Origin of the sequence: Vibrio artabrorum (genome assembly GCF_024347295.1) — a bacterium.
Classification (GTDB): domain Bacteria; phylum Pseudomonadota; class Gammaproteobacteria; order Enterobacterales; family Vibrionaceae; genus Vibrio; species Vibrio artabrorum.
Genome location: NZ_AP025459.1, coordinates 544,653 through 563,613, shown reverse-complemented (window position 1 = coordinate 563,613; position 18,961 = coordinate 544,653). Strand labels below are relative to the sequence as shown.

The following is an 18,961-nucleotide window of genomic DNA, read 5'->3' as shown; positions in this document are numbered from 1 at the left end:
TAAACAGAACCACGACACACTCAATGTCGTGTACTGCTCTTAATACTTAACTCAAGATTGAAATGAATCAGGGCTTATTCACCTGTTTCAATTGACTGTCATACAGTCGTCATTTTGCTCTGGTTAAATACCGCCAATCATAATGGATGTATTCAATTTTCTGGAGCTACTCTTGAGCGTCACACGCCCCACTCTTAGCGAATCTACACTGAACAATTTAAAGGCTGTTGAGTACCAATGGGTTAGAACTTTGTACGTCGAAGGTTACGACAGCAATGAAATCAACCACTATATTCAAACGTGTTTTGGCGGTGACCCGATGTTTGCGGATCTCTTTCGCCGTGTCGCGCTCGATCAAGAAAGCATCTATGTGTTGTTACAACACTTGGGTTGTGCCCCCTCTAACAAAGAGTTTTAATGTCCCCACTTGCCATTCACAGTCCTTAGCTATCGACCCGAATAGACCTCGGCGTTGAGTGTTGACCATTTGCTATCGCGATTGCCTTAACTTTATTCAATAAGCCTGAGTTATAACACTTTAAGATTCACAGCACCCTCACGTTTCTATCTACATTTTCTCTGTAACTTCTGCATTTGTTGCATGTAAATCATTGAAGTATCACGCATTGGATTATTCGCAACATATCAATAGAGCAATAGATTCTTATACTAGGGTCTGATTTGTGAGACTCGTTCATAACTTCAAGTAGAAGAAACGAGACGCAAGAGATTCAAGAGAGAGATGACTCGAAGCTTTAGAACGGCCTCTGACCGTTTGAGTGGAGACCAAAAAAAGTAGCAGGCATAAAAAAACCCAAGTAAATACTTGGGTTAGAGTTACAAAAACCACTAATCATTAATAGCGTAAGGAACCTGATTAGTAGCCAGCTATGCGTAACCTGAGGGTTATTTTTATTACTGATCGGCGGCCAAACCAAATGATGTAATAAAAATGCCAATATAGAGCGACCTAAAGGTCGCTCTTTTTCTTTCTTATAAAGTACAGCTTATCCTTTTACACCACCTGCCGTCAATCCACCAACTAACCAACGTTGAGCAAGTAAGAACACGATAGTGATTGGAAGAGCGGAAAGTACAGCCGCTGCCGCAAAGTCACCCCATAAGTAGTTCTGAGGGTATAGGTACTGCTGCATCCCTACTGCAAGCGTGTATGAATTCACATCCGATAATAGGATTGAAGCAACTGGCACCTCACCAACAACACCAATGAAAGAGAGAATAAATACAACCGCTAGGATTGGCACAGACAGCGGCAGTAGAACCAGTCTGAATGCTTGCCAAGGCGTTGCACCATCCAGTGCCGCGGCTTCTTCCAGAGAATTATCAATCGTTTCAAAGTAACCCTTAATCGTCCATACATGCAGTGCGATACCACCTAGGTAAGAGAAAATCAAACCACCGTGGGTGTTCAAGCCTAAGAACGGAATGTATTGGCCAAGTTTGTCAAACAGCGCGTAAATAGCAACTAAAGCCAGTACTGCTGGGAACATTTGGAAAATCATCATCGCTTTCAGAATCGTTTCTTTCCCTTTGAAACGCATACGAGCAAATGCGTAAGCCGATGTTGTAGACAGTGCCACAATCAAAATAGAGGTAATACCCGCGACTTTAATGGAGTTCCACAACCAAGTCAGCACTGGGAATGGAGGCGGAGTAACTGAGCCATCTGCGTTCGTCACTGACATGCCCAGAGCTAATTTCCAGTGTTCCAAAGATGGATTATCCGGAATCAAGCTACCCGTTGCGAAGTTACCTTCACGGAACGAGATCGCGATGATCATCAGTAGTGGGAAGATAATCATTGCCAAGAAGCACCACAACACTGCATGCGTTGCCCACACTCGGTATTTTAGGCCTTTACCTTGTACCATAGCCATTGTCGTGCTCCTTAATCTTGAGACAGTTTAGTGAAACGAAGGTTGAGTAACGCTAGTGCACCCACTAATAGGAAGATAAGCGTTGCGATAGCACTTGCTAGACCGAAGTCTTGACCGCCGCCGCCTTCAAAGGCGATTCGGTACGTGTAGCTAACAAGCAAGTCTGTGTAACCCGCTGGCTCAGAAGTACCAATCATGTTCGGGCCGCCGTTGGTCAATAGTTGAATCATGACAAAGTTGTTAAAGTTAAAAGCAAACGCAGCAATCAATAACGGAGTGAGCGGTTTAATCATCAATGGGAACGTAATGCGCTTGAAGTTATCAATGAAGTTTGCACCATCAATCGCTGATGCTTCATACAAATCTTCAGGTATCGCTTTGAGTAGACCCATACACAGAATCATCATGTAAGGAAAACCTAGCCATGTGTTAACAATCAACACCATGGTTTTCGCCAAGATAGGGTCTGAGAACCAGTTAGGGCTTAAACCAAAGATACTCTCAAGTACCATGTTGATCTCACCAAAGCTCTGGTTAAATAGGCCTTTAAAGATCAGAATCGAAATAAACGCTGGTACGGCGTAAGGCAGAATCAGCAGAACACGGTACACTGCGCGCCCTTTCAGCTCTTCCCACTGTACAATGTTCGCCAGAATCAAGCCGATCGCCAGTGTGAACGCTACCGTACAAATCGAGAATACAACCGTCCATATAAAGATACTGATAAACGGTTCTTTAATGCCGTCATCTTTCCAAACACGTTCAAAGTTAGCCGTTCCGATTCCTACAACAAAACCTGGAGAGATAGTGTTACCCGTAAACTCGCCATTATCATCAACGGGTTGATAGAAACCCACTTCCATGTTGGGCTTCAAGGTTTCGCCAGATTCATTGTTGTATAGCGTTTCACCATCGTTCTGAAGGGTATAAAGCGGTGTCACGGCAGCAAATTTACGCAAGCCACTCATGCGGATGTCATCGCCGTTTGGCAGATGGAAATCGACACCGCTGATCGCCGCTCTATTTTGAATGATCGTTTTGATCTGCTCTTTTTTGCCTTGTGTAGACGCAATCACCGATAGATACATATCTTTCTCGGTCATGTCTTCAAGAGAAAATACATCCGTCGCTAATAGTTGGTCGCCATCTTTAACGACGATCTGATGACCGTTATCGGTCTTGTACAGAGTAAATGGGTAACTATCGCCACTTTGGAAAGTGCGATCTAACAGAACGGTTTGAGTACGCTCTAAAGACAACTGGTTTTTCGCACTGTAGTTAGTAAATGCAAGCCCTACGGTGTATGCCAAAGGAAAAAGAATGAACAAGATCATTCCGGCAATACCTGGGTATATATAACGGTGGGCGTAAGTTTTTTTACTTCCAAAAACATAAAGAGCCAGAGCCGTTAAGATTACAGTAAGCAGCGCGAATGCGAGCTCACCGCGAGAATACATTAAGATTGTAGCGTAGCCATTAATCAAGCCAACGCTACCAAGCACCCCCCATTTGATGAAGACGCTTTTATTGCCTGGGAGGCTTGAAGGTGCTGGAATCGCATCTGAACCTTGAATTGACTGCATAGAGGAACCTGCTAACGATATAGATAAAAATAGAAAAGTAAGGAGAGGTTGCCCCCTCCTTAAAGGTTGAGCTTACTTATTACTTAGTCATTCGAGCTTCAGCACCTTTCAGCGCTTGATCAACGGTTTGGCGACCGTCAACTACGTTACCGATCGCTTCTTCCATGCTGTACCAAAATGTGGTGAACTGAGGAATGTTAGGCATGATTTCGCCATTCATCGCATTGTCCATTGTGGCGGCAATGCGAGTATCGCTGTCTAATTGATGTTGGAAAGAGTTGAGTGCCACAGCGCCTAGCGGTTTATCGTCGTTCAGGCTTTTCAAACCTTCGTCGGTGAGTAGGTAATTTTCCATGAACTCAACAGCTAGATCGCGGTTTGGAGAAGCCGTGCTGATACCACCAGCCCAGACACCAACGAAAGGCTTAGATGCTTTGCCGTTAAATTTAGGCAGTGTCGTTACACCATAATCTATGCCCGATTTATCAATGTTTGCCCAGCCCCAAGGGCCATTGATTGTCATCGCTACGTTACCCGCAACGAATTCAGACTCAGCAACTGAGTAATCCATGTCAGCAGAAATAACTTTATCTTGAACCATTTTCTCGATGAAACTTAGAGACTTTTCAACACCATCTGTCGCTACACCGGCATCTTTAACATCGTAACCTTCAGCCGTTTGTTTGAATGCGTAACCGCCGTCAGCTGCAAGTAGAGGCCATGTAAAGTAAGCGCCGCCACGTAGAGGCCACATGATCGCTTTTTTGCCGTCTTTTTGAAGCTTCGCGTTTAGCGCAGGTATCTCTTCCCAAGATTTAGGAGGGTTAGGAACCAATGCTTTGTTGTAGATAAGAGAAACTGACTCAACCGCTACTGGGTAAGCAATGATTTTACCTTTGTAAGACACAGCATCCCATGCAAAGTCTACGATACCTTCTTTCGTCTCTTTAGAAGGTTTAATCTCTGCAAGAAGACCCGCTTCTGCAAAGCCACCAAAACGGTCGTGCGCGTAAAAAATCATGTCAGGGCCATCGCCCGCTGCGGCAACTTGAGAGAATTTCTCTTCTAGTTTATCAGGGAAAGCAACGGTTACTTTAACACCCGTATCTTCTTCGAAACGTTTACCTACCTCTGCCATGCCTTCATAAGCTTTGTCACCACCTACCCAGATTGTTAGTTGTCCTTCTTCGATAGCAGCATTTGCAGCAAAAGAACCCAGAGCAACTAATGTACCTAGAGCTACAGCGCTTAGAGCATTTTTCATGTCAATATCCTTTTTATATTTATACGTAGAGCACATCAACCAAGACGAGCCAGTTTTCAGGGGTATGATCGGAGAAAACCCCCCCTAACTCATCATCCTAGTCACTACGCCCTAGCTATTATGGCTTAAAATCGTGATCGCCATCGCGTCAGATTAGAGACTGAAATCACAAAAAACATACTCATCGTGATCAATATCACCGTTATGGGGTGTATTTATTTGAACTGGATCGCTGATAATCAAGAACCCGGTTTATCAACTCCTCCCCTGCTACTCCCCCTCGTTAATTTTGCGTTGGGAGGATGTACCCTCATGCGATTTCACCGAAACTGCATTCATCCAAGAGTGGATAGTAAGAACCCTTTACCAGCCAGTGTCATGTGTCACCACATTGTTCATTAAGTTGGCTTGACTGCCCGCTGTCGTTCTATTCGCATCGTGCGAAATCTGTGATTGAGTCACGGGGGAGATTTCGTTCGATGTGGGGGCAATAGACGCCAGTTTGGCTATGACGGGTGGGCTTGGTTATCGAATCTAAGTCTCACCCACTTTTTCTTTCTCACTCAATAATAACTAATTCCTACAGTTACTGCTTAGACCAAAAAACTCCTTATAATGATAAGCAGTAAAACTTAAAATTTGATCGATCGAGGACAAGCTAGATGGCGAGTGTCACGTTAAAAAACGTTTATAAATCATATGGTGATGTACAGATTTCTAAGGACGTAACCTTAGACATCGACGAAGGTGAATTCGTAGTATTCGTTGGACCATCAGGTTGTGGTAAATCGACGCTATTACGCTGTATCGCAGGTCTAGAAGACATTACGTCTGGTGATTTGTACATTGGCGACCAACGCATGAATGATGTTGAGCCATCCAAGCGTGGTGTGGGTATGGTATTCCAGTCTTATGCGCTTTACCCTCACCTTAACCTTTACGACAACATGTCTTTTGGTCTTAAGCTGGCAAACGCAAATAAAGCGGAAATCGATAAACGAGTTGAACATGCCGCTGAAATTCTTCAGTTAGGACACCTTCTTGAACGTCAACCTAAAGCGTTATCTGGTGGCCAACGTCAACGTGTTGCGATTGGTCGTACTCTGGTTTCTCAACCCAACGTATTCCTACTTGATGAGCCACTATCAAACTTAGATGCGGCACTGCGTGTTCAAATGCGTTCGCAAATCACTAAGTTGCAGCGTCAACTTGGTTGCACCATGATTTACGTGACTCACGACCAAGTGGAAGCCATGACAATGGCTGATAAAATCGTTGTTCTTGATGGTGGGTACGTATCTCAAGTCGGTAAGCCACTTGACCTATACCACTATCCGAAAAACCGTTTTGTGGCGGGTTTTATTGGCTCACCGAAAATGAACTTTATGTCAGTACACATTGAAAAGGCTGAAGCAGAACGCGTATTAGTACAACTTTCAAACGGCATGACTTTCTGGATCCCTGTTGACGGTACTACGGTGAATGAGGGTGACCGTATGTCGATGGGAGTGCGCCCTGAACACTTGATGCCTGCTGAAGTCGGTGATGCGACGATTGAAGGGGAAGTCATGATCGTCGAAAAACTCGGTAACGAAACTCAGGTTTATCTAAATCTTGACAGTGCCGATGCTGACGTTATCTACCGTCAACCAGACACATTAACGGTTGAACCCGGCGATAAACTGGCGATTGGTATTCCAGCGAACCGTTGTCACTTATTCCACAGTGATGGTCGCGCATGTCGTCGCCTATACAAAGAGTACGGCACAGACTAATCGTTTAGCCTTTTTAAGATAACTTGTCCATATCGAATCCCTCTTACTGAGTACGGGGGATTTTTCATCTTCCGAGACTAAATTTCAGATGTCATTGAAAAGCTTCACCCGCAGGTCCGGACAGTAACGGCTACCGACAGTGGCGCCTCCTACCCATTGTTATCATTATGCTAGCGGCAATAAAAAAGGCCTAACAACCGCTAGACCTTTATCGATGAGTCAGGCTATCAACCCAACCGCTAATCGCATTCTTTTCAGGCAAAAGACCCGTCTAAACCAACTTAGTGGATTGGCGGCGTATCACTTGTTTTGTTGAACTGGCCAAAATGCTTTTCTAACACGTCCGGCGTCAGTTTTCCTTCGGCTTCTAGTCGCTTTAATTCAGCAACAATCGCTTTTTGCTCTTCAATTGATGGGAGTTGGACTTCTGGCTCATCCCCCATCTCTTGAGTTATCTGCTCTAGTTCTTTTTCAAAATCGCTCATGGTACTTACCTAAATATTAAACTTAACGAGATTTTACTCATTTACGCCCTATGATGCTAGGACGATTAAGTACAAAGCTTGAAACCAGATCAAGTGAACGTCAGTTAAAATGCGACAAGCTTGAAAGCAAAAGAGCCAGATTCACGTTTAAGTGAACCCAGCTCTTCGTCTATCGCACAAGCCCGTGCCATATTAAGGCTTAAAGCAATTAAAGCTTAAAAGAACCAACCATCTTATCTAAACGTGAAGACAGCTCTCTAAGCTCTTGACTTGCTTCAGCAAGTTGCTCAGCGGTACCAGTGGTCACTTCGTTGATTGCATTGATCTCTTCAATGTTCTGATTGATGGTGTGAACCACCGTTGATTGCTCTTCCGTTGCGGTGGCAACTTGAGTATTGCGGTCAGAAATATCAACAATACGACCGGAAATACCACCAAGCACATCCACGGCTTCATCCGATGCCGATACCCCCTCAAGGGTAATCACTTGTCCTGCACTCATCGCCGCAACAGCATCTTTTGCATCACTTTGCAGTTGGTTAATCATCTTCTGAATTTCTTCTGTTGAGTCTGCTGTGCGGCTAGCAAGGTTACGAACTTCGTCCGCTACAACGGCAAAGCCACGCCCTTGCTCACCAGCACGTGCAGCTTCAATTGCCGCGTTCAATGCCAGCAAGTTGGTTTGCTCGGAAATATCACGAATCACACCCAAAATGGAGCCGATGTCTTGTGTGGTTGATGCGAGCTGCTCTACGACTTGCCCCGTACTTTCAATATCTTGAGCCAAGCGACTAATCGCATCCTTTGCTTTGTTGACCACTGTGCGCCCGACTTCTGTGTTGTCCGAAGCTTGAGTGGCCGTTTCTGCGGCTGTTGCTGCATTTGATGCAATCTCGCTGATGGTCATTCCCATTTCATTAATCGCTGCGACAACTTGAAGGGTCTGATCACGTTGTTCTTGACTATTATTATGGGTAACATGCGCTTTATTCGAAACGCTCTCTGCCGCGACCTGAAGCGCTTGGCTGGTCGAGAACACTTCTTTCATTGATTCATGAATTTTGTCAATGAAGCCATTAAAGCCTGCAGAAAGTTGTGCAATTTCATCGTTACCTTTCACTTCAATACGCTGTGCAAGATCGCCATCGCCTTCACCAAGAGCTTGGAACCGCTTAGCCAGGAGCTTGATTGGTTGAGTAATGCTGTTTGCTAGCACTATGCCCATTAGAATAAAGACTAATGCCACGACTGCTGTCATGATCAACATCTTTTGCCCAGTTGCGTCGAGCTCAGCAAATACCTCATCCTTGGGTACCACGCCGATAACAAACCAGTCCATTGATGATACATACAAGCTGGCGACAAATACCTCTTGCCCTTGGCTTTCACTCGTAATCAAATTGAAACCAGACTTGTTCAATAACTGACTCGATTGAGGCCCGTACAGCTGTTGAAGTGAAGAGCCACTGTGTGAACGTTCGCGGTGAATTTGTACATCACCTTGGCTATCCGTCAAAAAGACAAAACCCGTCTTCTCAATCTTGAAACTGTTCAGAAGTTTAACCATGTCATCCATCGATTTAGATAAACCAGACATCGCTATGCCAGAAGGCTGTTGGTAGTTAGCGAACATTTTCACTTCACCCGTAGCCGGCTCTTGAAACATACTGACCATGGTCTTCTGACCCGATTGTGTAAAACCAAAGAACCAACCATCTTGTTGTTGGTTTAGCTGGCGTAGAAAGCCATCTTGATTCCAGTAGTATGCCGTTTGGCGATTCGCTACCGAGGCATCATTCAACTGGTATTGATTGACAACGTTGTTCAATTGTTTAATCAGCTTCGCCTCTTGGGCGGGATCACGTTCTGTTGACACGATAGCGTCAGAAATAAACTCATTGGAAGCTATTTGCTCTGCGGCTAACAATAACTGAGAGACTTCGCGATCAATTTCACCATTAATTCGCTCCAGCATTCCTGGAAGTTCAATATCGGTCAATCGATGACTCAATACATCTCTTGCTTGTTGTTGAGCCATTGCACCCACAACGATCGTAGATGCAAGTACCGCGAAAGTGATACCGAGTACAACTTTTTGTTTAATACTCAGAGAGTTATTTTTAAGCATATGTGGACCTTTACCAAAAATCAGTCATGATTCGTAGACCTTAAACAGGACTTTTGTTAATGCACCGACAAAATGTGGTGCCTAACCTGATTGATGTATCGGCCACAACCAATAAAACTAGAGGATATTCTCGTCAGAATTTGCCCATACAATGGGGATGCGAAACAACATGAATCAGTGGTATTTTTAGCTAACCAGTTGTAAATCACTCCATTTTTGAAAAAATAAATTACACCGATACACTGGAACTTTTTACTCATAGTCAGTGACCAATACTCAAAATAGAAATTAAATGGATACCCAGAGAGTCCAAAAATGCACAAAACAAACTTCGAAGTCCTTCAAAAATATTTAGAATCTCAAATCATTGGCCAACAAGAACTCGTTAAACAGCTAATGATCGCCCTATTGGCAGATGGTCATATCCTCGTCGAAGGGCCTCCAGGATTAGCGAAAACTCGTGCCGTTAAATCTTTGGCTGACTGCGTTGAAGGAGACTTTAACCGTATTCAATTTACCCCTGACTTATTACCAGCAGACCTTACCGGTACTGACATCTTCCGCCCTGAAACCGGTGAATTCACTTTTCAATCCGGGCCAATTTTCAATTCGCTCATTCTAGCGGATGAGATCAACCGTGCTCCGGCGAAAGTTCAAGCGGCAATGTTGGAAGCGATGGCTGAGAAGCAAGTGACTGCAGGTCGAAAAACGTATGCTCTTCCAGATCTATTTTTGGTGATGGCCACGCAAAACCCGATTGAACAAGAGGGAACCTACCCGCTGCCAGAAGCTCAATTAGACCGATTTCTGCTGCATTTAGAAGTGGCTTACCCCGATATAGACAGTGAACTTGAGATCTTGCGCCTGAATCGAGGCGAGGCTCAAGGAAACCAACCTGTTCAACCCGAGCCTATTTCTCAACAAACGATCTTCGAAGCACGACAAGAAGTGCTCAAAATTCACATGGCAGACACCATTGAGCAGTACATCATCAGACTGGTTATGGCGACTCGCCAACCTAAGCAATACAGTGACCAACTTGATCAATGGTTAGACATGGGTGTCAGCCCGCGTGCAACTATTGCGTTAGACCGTTGTGCCCGTGCTCATGCTTGGCTTGCAGGACGAGATTATGTTACGCCACAAGACGTTCAAGCGATGGCATTCCCTGTGTTACGCCACCGCTTACTGCGCAGCTACCACGCACAAGCTGAAGGTGTCACCGCAAACCAAGTGATCGCACACCTTATTTCATTGGTTGGCAGCGCATAGGGATACGCGCATGAATAATCAACTACCCAACCATAGTGACGGCGTTACGTTGAATCTAGATGAGCTGCTGCAGTACAAAGCGCAGTCTGTTCGCTGGTTACCTCCCGCTAAAAGTCTTTGGTCGCAGCTTAACGGTCAACACGAGAGCAACCACAAAGGTCGCGGGATGAACTTCTCTGAAGTTCGTCAATATCAAGCGGGCGACGATATCCGCAGCATAGATTGGCGTGTGACGGCCAGAACGGGCAAAGCACATACCAAGCTGTTCTCTGAAGAACGAGAGCAGCCTGTCATTTTATTCTTGGATCTATCAAGCAGTATGATTTTTGGCTCAACCTTATTGCTGAAATCGGTTCAACTTGCTCACTTTGCTAGCCAACTGTGCTGGCTCACTGTGGCTCAAAAAGACCGAATTGGCGCGGTGATTGATACTGGCCAAGAGATCATTGAGATCAAGCCAAGTGCGAGCAACCATGCTCCACTGCGGATTTTACAAAAAATCATCGAAATCAATAATGCGGCACTGTCTAATCACGACACTCACAGCGACACGACCTTAGAGCATGGGCTGAAATCTCTGCACCAGCTTTGCCCTAAAGGAAGCGATATTATTATGCTCAGTGATTTTGTCCGTTACCAAGAAAGTGACTACTCACTTATCAGTCAAATTCGCAGACACAACAGAGTACGTCTGGTGCATTTCTACGATCCGTTGGAGCAAGGTGAAACCGCCTATAAAGGTTCTAAACAGGTCACCGATGGCAGCAAAACTCAATGGTTTAATTTCTCCTCAAGCAAAGAAAAGGAAAAACTGAATCGTGCATTTTTGTTGAAAAAACGGCAGTTAGAAAAGGTCGGATTGTCTCTGGCGATACCCTATAGCTCGCTGTCGAGTGCGCAGTCACTCATGAGCCAGATATCAGGAGCTCAGTCATGAAACAGCCCTTAGATTTAAGTCCGGTTATTGCGCCAGATGCCCCGACTTGGTGGCCTTTGGCGTGGGGATGGTGGGCTGTCATTATCACGGCCATTGCTCTGATCGCCTTAGTGTTTTTCATTGTGAAACGCAGACAAAAAAAACAACAAGCGAAGAACGAAGCCCTCGCCTACTTTCAGCCTAAAAAAAACAACCGGTCTCAAAAGAGCAGTCCGTCTCCAAGTGAGGCACAAGACATTATTCGCCAGGCTGCTCTGAGCTATTTTCCACGAGAAAAAGTCGCAGGCTTAGCGGGTGATGATTGGCTGAAGTTCTTAGATTCACAATTAGCGAAGCCGTTATTTGCCACCAAGCAAGCACAATGGCAACAAACGCTCTACCAAGATACAACCTCAATGAACGACGAACAGAGAAAAGCTCACCAGCAATTGGTTAACGACTGTGAAACCTGGCTTCGTAAAGCCCTTCCTCCAAAACGAGGTCGTTATGATTGATTTTCTAAACAACGCACTATTCAATATTGAATTTGTTTGGTGGTGGATGTTGTTCCTTGCGCCAGTACCGCTCCTGGTTTATTGGTTGTCGCCAAAATCAGAATCAAGCAATGTCCTAAGACTGCCGTTTCTGCCCGAAGACAGCCAGACTAAAACACCGAGCAGTCGCTTACCCAAAGCGTTATCGGTCATTATCTGGCTTTTATTGGTGACAGCAATGGCACGTCCCGTTTGGTATGGCGATCCGGTCGAGTTCCAGCCGAAACACCGTGATTTAATGTTGGTTGTCGACCTCTCCTACTCCATGAGTCAAGAAGACATGCAGTTCAATGGCGAATACATCGACCGCTTATCCGCAGTAAAGCATGTCTTGAGTGATTTTATCGAGCAGCGCAAAGGCGACCGAGTTGGGTTAGTGCTGTTTGCTGATCACGCCTACTTGCAGACCCCGCTGACACTGGACAGAGATACGCTTTCACAACAACTGAATCAAGCCGTACTGAAGCTGATTGGTAATCAAACCGCCATTGGTGATGGTATTGGCCTTGCGACTAAAACCTTCGTCGACAGTGACGCACCTCAACGTGTAATGATCTTACTCAGCGACGGCAGTAACACTGCGGGCGTATTAGATCCACTAGAAGCGGCAGATATTGCAAAGAAATACCATGCGACAATTTACACCGTGGGTGTCGGTGCGGGTGAAATGATGGTTAAAGACTTCTTCATGACTCGTAAGGTCAATACCGCTCAAGATTTGGATGAACGTACGCTAATGGAAATCGCCAAACGCACTGGTGGGCAATACTTCCGAGCACGAGACAGTAAAGAGCTAGCAACGATTTACGACACCATCAACCACCTAGAACCCGTGACGAACGTGACGAAAATATGGCGACCACAACAAGAGTGGTTCGTATGGCCACTGTCTGCGGCCATGTTCTTCGCATTTATGCTGTTAGCCATTAGGAGAAACAATGTCTAACTTTACTTTTATCTACCCGTATTGGTTCCTCGCTCTCGCCGTGCTGCCTGCGATTTGGTGGCTCAGTAAGAGACAATCAAAGCAAGGGGTATTCGCGCCACACATCGCCCGTGTCTTAGCCCCTGAATCGGGCAAACCATCACAAAACCGAAGCACTTATTTTGGTCTTTGGTGGCTAATAGGCGTCATCGCATTGGCTGGCCCAAGCTTTGAAAAAAATGAACAGCCCAGTTTTGAAAAAACACAGGCGCGCGTTGTGATCATGGATATGTCGATGTCTCTTTATGCCACAGACATTAAACCGAATCGTTTAACACAGGCTCGATATAAGGCGCTGGATCTGCTTTCATTATGGAAAGAGGGCCTCACAGGAATGGTGGCATATGCCGGTGATGCTTACACCATTAGCCCGTTAACCTCAGACATCAATACCATTAAGAATCAAGTCCCTAATCTGTCTCCAGACATCATGCCATTCCAAGGCGGTAATGCACCATCAGCGGTCAAACTCGCGATTGAGATGATGACTCGGGCTCATATCCACCAAGGGGATCTAGTACTCATTGCCGACGACATCGATGATCAAGAAAAGAAAGCGATCGACTCACTGCTCTCAGATAGCCATTGGACACTATCAATCTTGGCTGTCGGCACCCAAAGTGGCGCACCGATCTCGCTACCAAGCGGTTCGATGTTACAGACAGATTCAGGGCAAACCGTGGTTGCAAAAACCAACCTAGACAATATGCGCGACCTGACTCGTCGCTCTGGCGGCACGTTCAGTGAGGTGCAAGTTGATAATTCAGATGTTGAGCACATTGCGGGCTATCTAAACCGGATTGCGACGACATCAGAAGTGACGAAAACCCATAACTCACTCAATACCAGAGTGAACAGCGGTTATTGGCTATTGCCTTTCCTATTGCTGCCTGCACTTGGGTTATTCCGAAAAGGAATCATTTGGTGTGGTCTCGCTGTGCTTGTCTCATTCAGCCAACCCAATACTGCGTTTGCAAGCCCTTGGAAAAGCGATGACCAAGTAGGTTATCAGTTATATCAAGATAAGGACTTTCAACAAGCCGCCGAGCAGTTTAAACAACAAGAATGGAAAGGGGTTGCGCAATACAAAGCCGGTGACTTCAAAGCCGCCGAGCAGACACTGCAAGGCCTTTCTAGCGAAGATGCCCGCTATAACCTCGCCAATGCACAGGCAAAACAGGGAAAGTACGACCAAGCGATACAAGGATATAAACGCATTCTAAAGTCGAACCCTGACCATGCTTATGCGAAGAAGAACTTAGAGATTGTCGAGCAAGCTCAAAAGCAGCAAAAGCAAAACGATTCTAAGTCCAAAGACCAAAACAAACAAAGTCAGCAAGGTCAGCAAGGTCAGCAAGGTCAGCAAGGTCAGCAAGGTCAGCAAGGTCAGCAAGGTCAGCAAGGTCAGCAAGGTCAGCAAGATGATTCTTCACAGAACTCGCAGGATCAACAGCAACATTCAGCCGACAACGGAAAGTCACACAACCCAAGCGGCAACCAAGAGCAAAACGCAGATCAAGGCCAGTCTAAAAATCACTCGGACTCCAAGACGAATGAAGACAACACCAAGCAAACTGCGCAGCAAAATAAAGCGAGCCAAGCCGGTCGACCATCACATGACAAAGATGACTCAAAACCTCAGAGTGCTCACGCACAACGGGCGACTAAAGAAGAGAGTCATAAGAAAGATCAGCAGGCTGTAACACAGGCATCCGATCAGCCTATGTCGAGTGATTCTGATATGCGAAAACTTGAACAAGTAGAAAGTGTCCGTGATCCGAGCCAGCTGCTGAAAGCACAAATGTTTTTACAAGCACGTCAAAAAAGTGCCCCTAACAACCAAAACAAAAAGTGGTAACCATGCGATTTTTAAATAAGCCATTTTTATCGATGCTACTGACACTGATGATCGGTGTTTTCTCATCACATTCTGTATTAGCCGCGACGGCTGTTGCAAGTGTTTCCCAAAACAGTGTCACCAAAGATGAAGTCTTCCTACTCCGAGTCGCAACCGACGAAAAAGTCTCATCTGACGCTTTAAACCTAAAAGCACTGCAAAAGGACTTTTATGTCGGCAGACCAAACTTTGGTTCGTCGATACGAATCGTGAACGGCAGTCGCACAGTGTCTAGCGAATGGAACATTACCCTTGCACCACTTCGATTAGGCCAGTTGACGATCCCTAGCCTCGATATTGAAGGCGCAAAAACCCAGCCAATCATCATTAACGTTTCGGTAGATAAAGCGGCTCCAACGCAGAGTGATATGGCAGAGTTCGAGCTCAATCTGAGTAAGGACTCCCTGTACCCTCAAGAGGTCGCAGAGCTTGATGTAAAACTCATCATTAAAGCGGATCCAAGAAGGCTGCAAGACCCTCAAATTGCACCACCAAGCTCTACAGAATTAGACGTAGATCCGATTGGCGAATCGAAGCAATTTCAAGATGTGATCAATGGACAAGAAGTCACGGTTGTTCAACAGTCTTTCCATATCTCGTCACAACACGCAGGGCAATTTAAGCTTCAAGGTCCGAAGTTAACCGGGGCGGTGGTTTATTCAACCAACAACTCAAGTACAACGCGCCTTTTTCAGCTCGACACTCCGGTAGAAACCTTAAACGTAACGGTCAAACCCGTACCAAAAGGCTACCAAGGTGAGTGGTTACCCACCTCTCACTTCAAGTTGATTCAGAAATGGTCAGATAGCCAAGGCAACGAGCTGACAGATAGCAGTACTTTAGGTGGTGACAAGCACAAGATTGAAATGGAAGCGGGTGATTCTCTAACTCGAACCATCACCATGACCGCTAGCAACTTAGCCCAACATCAATTACCAAAACTGAACATCACCTACCCCAGCTCGGTACGTGTGTACGAAGAGAAACCACAATTTGGTACAACACAATCTGGCGATGCGGTGGTGGTTTACAAGCAGGTATTGATCCCGAAAGAAGCAGGAAACATCTCGCTTCCAGATGTCTCTCAAGCTTGGTTCAATACCGATTCGCAATCACAGCAAACCAGTAAAGCACCGGGGCTAGAGTTAACCGTAAAGGCTAGCGATCGTGTGGCAGCAAGCATTCCACCTGTCGCTCCGCCCCCTGCCCAACAAGCCACACCAAGAGTGATTAAGGTAGATAATCCAGGCGTTTGGCCTTATCTCACCGCCCTGTTTGCTGTCTTGTGGGTAATCAGCGCAGTAATGGCTTTCTACTTCTGGTCACGCCGTGGCGCACCCACGGAATCAACTCAGCCAGTTCAACGCCCTTCCAACACTGAAGAAGCGCTGACCGCCGCTCTTAAGGCACACGATGGAGTAATGACACGCACCTTGTTTGAACAGTGGAAATCTGAAAATCCAGATCTAAGCGATGAGTCGATAGCAACTATCGAAACTGAACTCGTGAAGCTAACCCAGAACCTCTACGGAGAGGCAAGTTCATCCACTCAACCATGGAACCCTAAATTGGCAATTAAGACCGTAAAAAAGCCCAAACGAGTCGCCACTAAAGGACGTAATAGCTCACTAGAAGCGCTTTAGTTAAAGGTTTTCCTGTAAAATAGTTACGCATAAAGGCCGTTGATCACTTTAAAATCAACGGCCTTTATTTTTAGAATAAGAAGAGAGAATTAATCAGCGAAATCAGGTCATGTTTTAAGAAAGTGTCGCAGCCACCTTTTGTTTTTTTAACGCAGAGACAACCCGATTGCGTCCCGAATTTTTGGCTTGATATAACGCTTTGTCTGCCATGTCATACAGCAGGTCGAAATCGAATTGTTGTTGATCAGAAGTTATCGAAGCGTAACCGACAGATGCCGTTAAATATCGACTGGTGCTGCTTTCACAATGCAGAATCTTCTCCTCTTCGATACGCTTTCTGATCAACTCTGCACGCTGTTTCGTTTCAGAGTAGTTTGTGCCGATCATCAACAGCATAAACTCTTCACCACCAATACGACAAAACGTCTCTTTATCACTATAAACATGGTTGTTTAATATCTGACCGACCATACGCAAAGCGGCGTCACCTTCCGCGTGGCCATAAACGCTGTTGTACAGACCAAAGTGATCGAGGTCGACCAGGATCAATCCAAATGTGACCTCCTCTTGCACGGCCATCAAACCTTGGTCATCACAATTCAAATTATCTAAAACCTGTGCCAATTTACGACGATTTCCAAGACGTGTCAGAGGATCGAGTTTAGAGATGATATCCAATTGCTCATTTGCTCGTTTAAGCTCTTGAGTGCGCTTACTGACCTCTTGCTCTAACGTTTCATTCAGCTTTTTAAGTTCCTCTTGTGCCATGGTTCTTTGAAGGACTTCAGCAAGGCTAGAAGCAAAGATACGAATCACTTCGCGCAACTGCGACGTTAGGGGGCTGCGAGTCAACAAATTATCCGCCGCTATAAATGCAATAGGCTGCCCCGTATTCGTGGTAAGCATGGTCATTGCCGTCCAACCGACTCCCACAATATTAAAGTCGTGATAGATGGGTACTGACTCTTCAAAGGCTACTTGATTAGGACAAGCGCGAGCTGCCGACACAATGTTACGTTCCACCAGCTCCGATAAGTAATAAGATTCATCGACAATGTTACCTTTAACGTCTGTCCCCCAAGTACCTTGCATATAACTGCAATTCTTATCGGTAAGAAAAACCGCTAATCGATCTATGCCTAAGTGCTGTATCGCGAAGCTGACTGCCGACTTACACACTCCACTGACACTATCGCAACGAGACAGTTCAACCATGCTCGAATGCAGCATGCGTATATTTTGTTCTTGACGTTTACGGATGTATATTTGAGAGAGCAGAGAACCAAAAGATTCAAGCATCTGTTTTTGGTAATGAGTTATTGGCGAGCGTTTAATATAGTTGTCTATGGCAATCCAGCCGACCGGTTTGTCCCCTTCACGTAAGATCAACATACCATTCCACCCTTGACCGACGACTTTTCCCTCAGTATAGAGTGGTGCATGTTCGATAATAACTAAGTTAGTGTGGTTGTCAGACAGAGCTTCTATATATTCGACTTCGAGTTGATGTAGGTCGTATTGAGTGTGGTACTCGCTGTTGGTTTTCCCCGCTTCATCTGTTCCATAAGTTCCACTAAAACTGCACTTTTTCATATCAAGCAGCATAAAGATGGCACGGTCAAAACCTAACCTGTCTCGAACCGCTTCTACTGAAGCTTTATACAAGGCATCTAACGATTCTGGGTTAGAAAGCTCTAACGCCACCTCATGAACCAGTTTAATATTGTCAACAAACAATTCACGAAGCTTAATTTCGTCGAGATATTGTGCTTCACGGGCATCTTTATATTTGCTCTCACACTCGGCATTCTTCTCTGCGCGTATATACTGCCAACGAGCTGCAACTAATTGAAAAAAATCAAACGCTTGATCAAACGTTTTTTGGGCCTTTTCTTGATTGCAATTTTGAACGATTAAAAAAGTTCTATAGGCAGCCCTGTTATCGAGCATCATGATAAATGACTCACCACCCAACACTCCCTCGTGCTGCCACTGACACGTATTGGTTGCCATAGCAAGCATGCCGTCCGTGATATCGAACTGGGAAACCCAAGGCCAGAATGTCGCAGGGTATTGTGCGAGTGACGTTAAATCACCGTAAGCAAATAGTGGTAACACATCACTTTCAGGTGTCGGCTCAACAAAGATACCGATCCCCTGGGGCGAGAGCCGTTTAATAAGGTAGTCAAAAAGAGGTTCTGCCAATAAACGGTGGTTACGCGCAGCAGAAATTTGTTTTGCAAAGACTTGAGTCGACACGCTTTCATCCATTGGCGGTTGATGGTTAAGCGAAAAATACCGAAGCCTTGATATGCAATCAATATAACTAAAAATGAGATGTTAAGCGGATCGCAATTTCTATTTTTACATTGTCACAAGCATGAGAAGGACGACAAAAATGGGATTTTCTGCCCAAAATTTTATCGACCTTGAGATTTTTGTTGAAACACTAAAAAAGCCCCACCTAAAGTAGGGCAAAACATCCATCGCTTATAGTTATAGTGATAATTTTATCGAGCGGTTCGATTATCTAACTTGCGTATCAATGAGAAGCGTTAAAT

Annotated in this window: 14 protein-coding genes; 8 read left to right on the top strand and 6 right to left on the bottom strand. The window is 45.3% G+C overall.

What is annotated here, in order from left to right; all coding sequences use genetic code 11:
• The first annotated feature begins 172 nt into the window (after positions 1 to 172).
• Positions 173 to 418, top strand: coding sequence for a hypothetical protein (locus tag OCU36_RS16595; protein ID WP_261840635.1), 246 nt, complete (start codon positions 173 to 175; stop codon positions 416 to 418).
• A gap of 589 nt (positions 419 to 1,007) precedes the next feature.
• Here the strand turns inward: OCU36_RS16595 and malG are convergent.
• From malG to malE, 3 genes are all read right to left on the bottom strand, one after another.
• Positions 1,008 to 1,898: a maltose ABC transporter permease MalG gene (gene malG / locus OCU36_RS16590; RefSeq protein ID WP_261840634.1), complete on the bottom strand. Its 891-nt coding sequence runs from the start codon at positions 1,896 to 1,898 to the stop codon at positions 1,008 to 1,010.
• Positions 1,899 to 1,909: 11 nt separating this feature from the next.
• Entirely contained in the window at positions 1,910 to 3,481 is a 1,572-nt protein-coding gene (gene malF / locus OCU36_RS16585) for a maltose ABC transporter permease MalF (protein ID WP_261840633.1), read from the bottom strand.
• Between the two features lie 79 nt (positions 3,482 to 3,560).
• Positions 3,561 to 4,745: a maltose/maltodextrin ABC transporter substrate-binding protein MalE gene (gene malE, locus OCU36_RS16580; protein ID WP_261840632.1), complete on the bottom strand. Its 1,185-nt coding sequence runs from the start codon at positions 4,743 to 4,745 to the stop codon at positions 3,561 to 3,563.
• 662 nt (positions 4,746 to 5,407) lie between these two features.
• Between malE and malK the strand changes: the two genes are divergently transcribed.
• Positions 5,408 to 6,520, top strand: coding sequence for a maltose/maltodextrin ABC transporter ATP-binding protein MalK (malK, locus tag OCU36_RS16575; RefSeq protein WP_261840631.1), 1,113 nt, complete (start codon positions 5,408 to 5,410; stop codon positions 6,518 to 6,520).
• A 281-nt stretch (positions 6,521 to 6,801) separates the two neighbouring features.
• On the opposite strand, the gene OCU36_RS16570 is transcribed toward malK, so the two are convergent.
• Entirely contained in the window at positions 6,802 to 7,005 is a 204-nt protein-coding gene (locus tag OCU36_RS16570; protein WP_261840630.1) for a restriction endonuclease subunit S, read from the bottom strand.
• Between the two features lie 208 nt (positions 7,006 to 7,213).
• Entirely contained in the window at positions 7,214 to 9,133 is a 1,920-nt protein-coding gene (locus OCU36_RS16565) for a methyl-accepting chemotaxis protein (protein WP_261840629.1), read from the bottom strand.
• Between the two features lie 315 nt (positions 9,134 to 9,448).
• Between OCU36_RS16565 and OCU36_RS16560 the strand changes: the two genes are divergently transcribed.
• From OCU36_RS16560 to OCU36_RS16535, 6 genes are read left to right on the top strand one after another with little or no spacing between them, the layout of a single operon-like run.
• On the top strand, positions 9,449 to 10,405 hold the full coding sequence (locus OCU36_RS16560; RefSeq protein WP_261840628.1) for an AAA family ATPase: 957 nt from the start codon (positions 9,449 to 9,451) through the stop codon (positions 10,403 to 10,405).
• A gap of 10 nt (positions 10,406 to 10,415) precedes the next feature.
• Positions 10,416 to 11,342, top strand: a complete 927-nt coding sequence (locus OCU36_RS16555) for a DUF58 domain-containing protein (RefSeq protein ID WP_261840627.1) — start codon at positions 10,416 to 10,418, stop codon at positions 11,340 to 11,342.
• The gene (locus OCU36_RS16550; RefSeq protein ID WP_261840626.1) at positions 11,339 to 11,836 is read left to right on the top strand and encodes a DUF4381 domain-containing protein; all 498 of its coding nucleotides are present in this window, start codon (positions 11,339 to 11,341) and stop codon (positions 11,834 to 11,836) included. The genes OCU36_RS16555 and OCU36_RS16550 overlap by 4 nt, the downstream gene beginning before the upstream one ends.
• Entirely contained in the window at positions 11,829 to 12,821 is a 993-nt protein-coding gene (locus tag OCU36_RS16545; protein WP_261840625.1) for a vWA domain-containing protein, read from the top strand. Before OCU36_RS16550 ends, OCU36_RS16545 begins: the two co-directional genes overlap by 8 nt.
• Positions 12,814 to 14,718: a vWA domain-containing protein gene (locus OCU36_RS16540; protein WP_261840624.1), complete on the top strand. Its 1,905-nt coding sequence runs from the start codon at positions 12,814 to 12,816 to the stop codon at positions 14,716 to 14,718. Before OCU36_RS16545 ends, OCU36_RS16540 begins: the two co-directional genes overlap by 8 nt.
• 2 nt (positions 14,719 to 14,720) lie before the next feature.
• Positions 14,721 to 16,400 (top strand): BatD family protein, encoded by a 1,680-nt coding sequence (locus tag OCU36_RS16535; RefSeq protein ID WP_261840623.1) that lies wholly within the window; start codon positions 14,721 to 14,723, stop codon positions 16,398 to 16,400.
• A gap of 114 nt (positions 16,401 to 16,514) precedes the next feature.
• Here the strand turns inward: OCU36_RS16535 and OCU36_RS16530 are convergent, their stop codons facing one another.
• Positions 16,515 to 18,671, bottom strand: coding sequence for a GGDEF domain-containing protein (locus OCU36_RS16530; RefSeq protein WP_390206331.1), 2,157 nt, complete (start codon positions 18,669 to 18,671; stop codon positions 16,515 to 16,517).
• Positions 18,672 to 18,961: the final 290 nt, after the last annotated feature.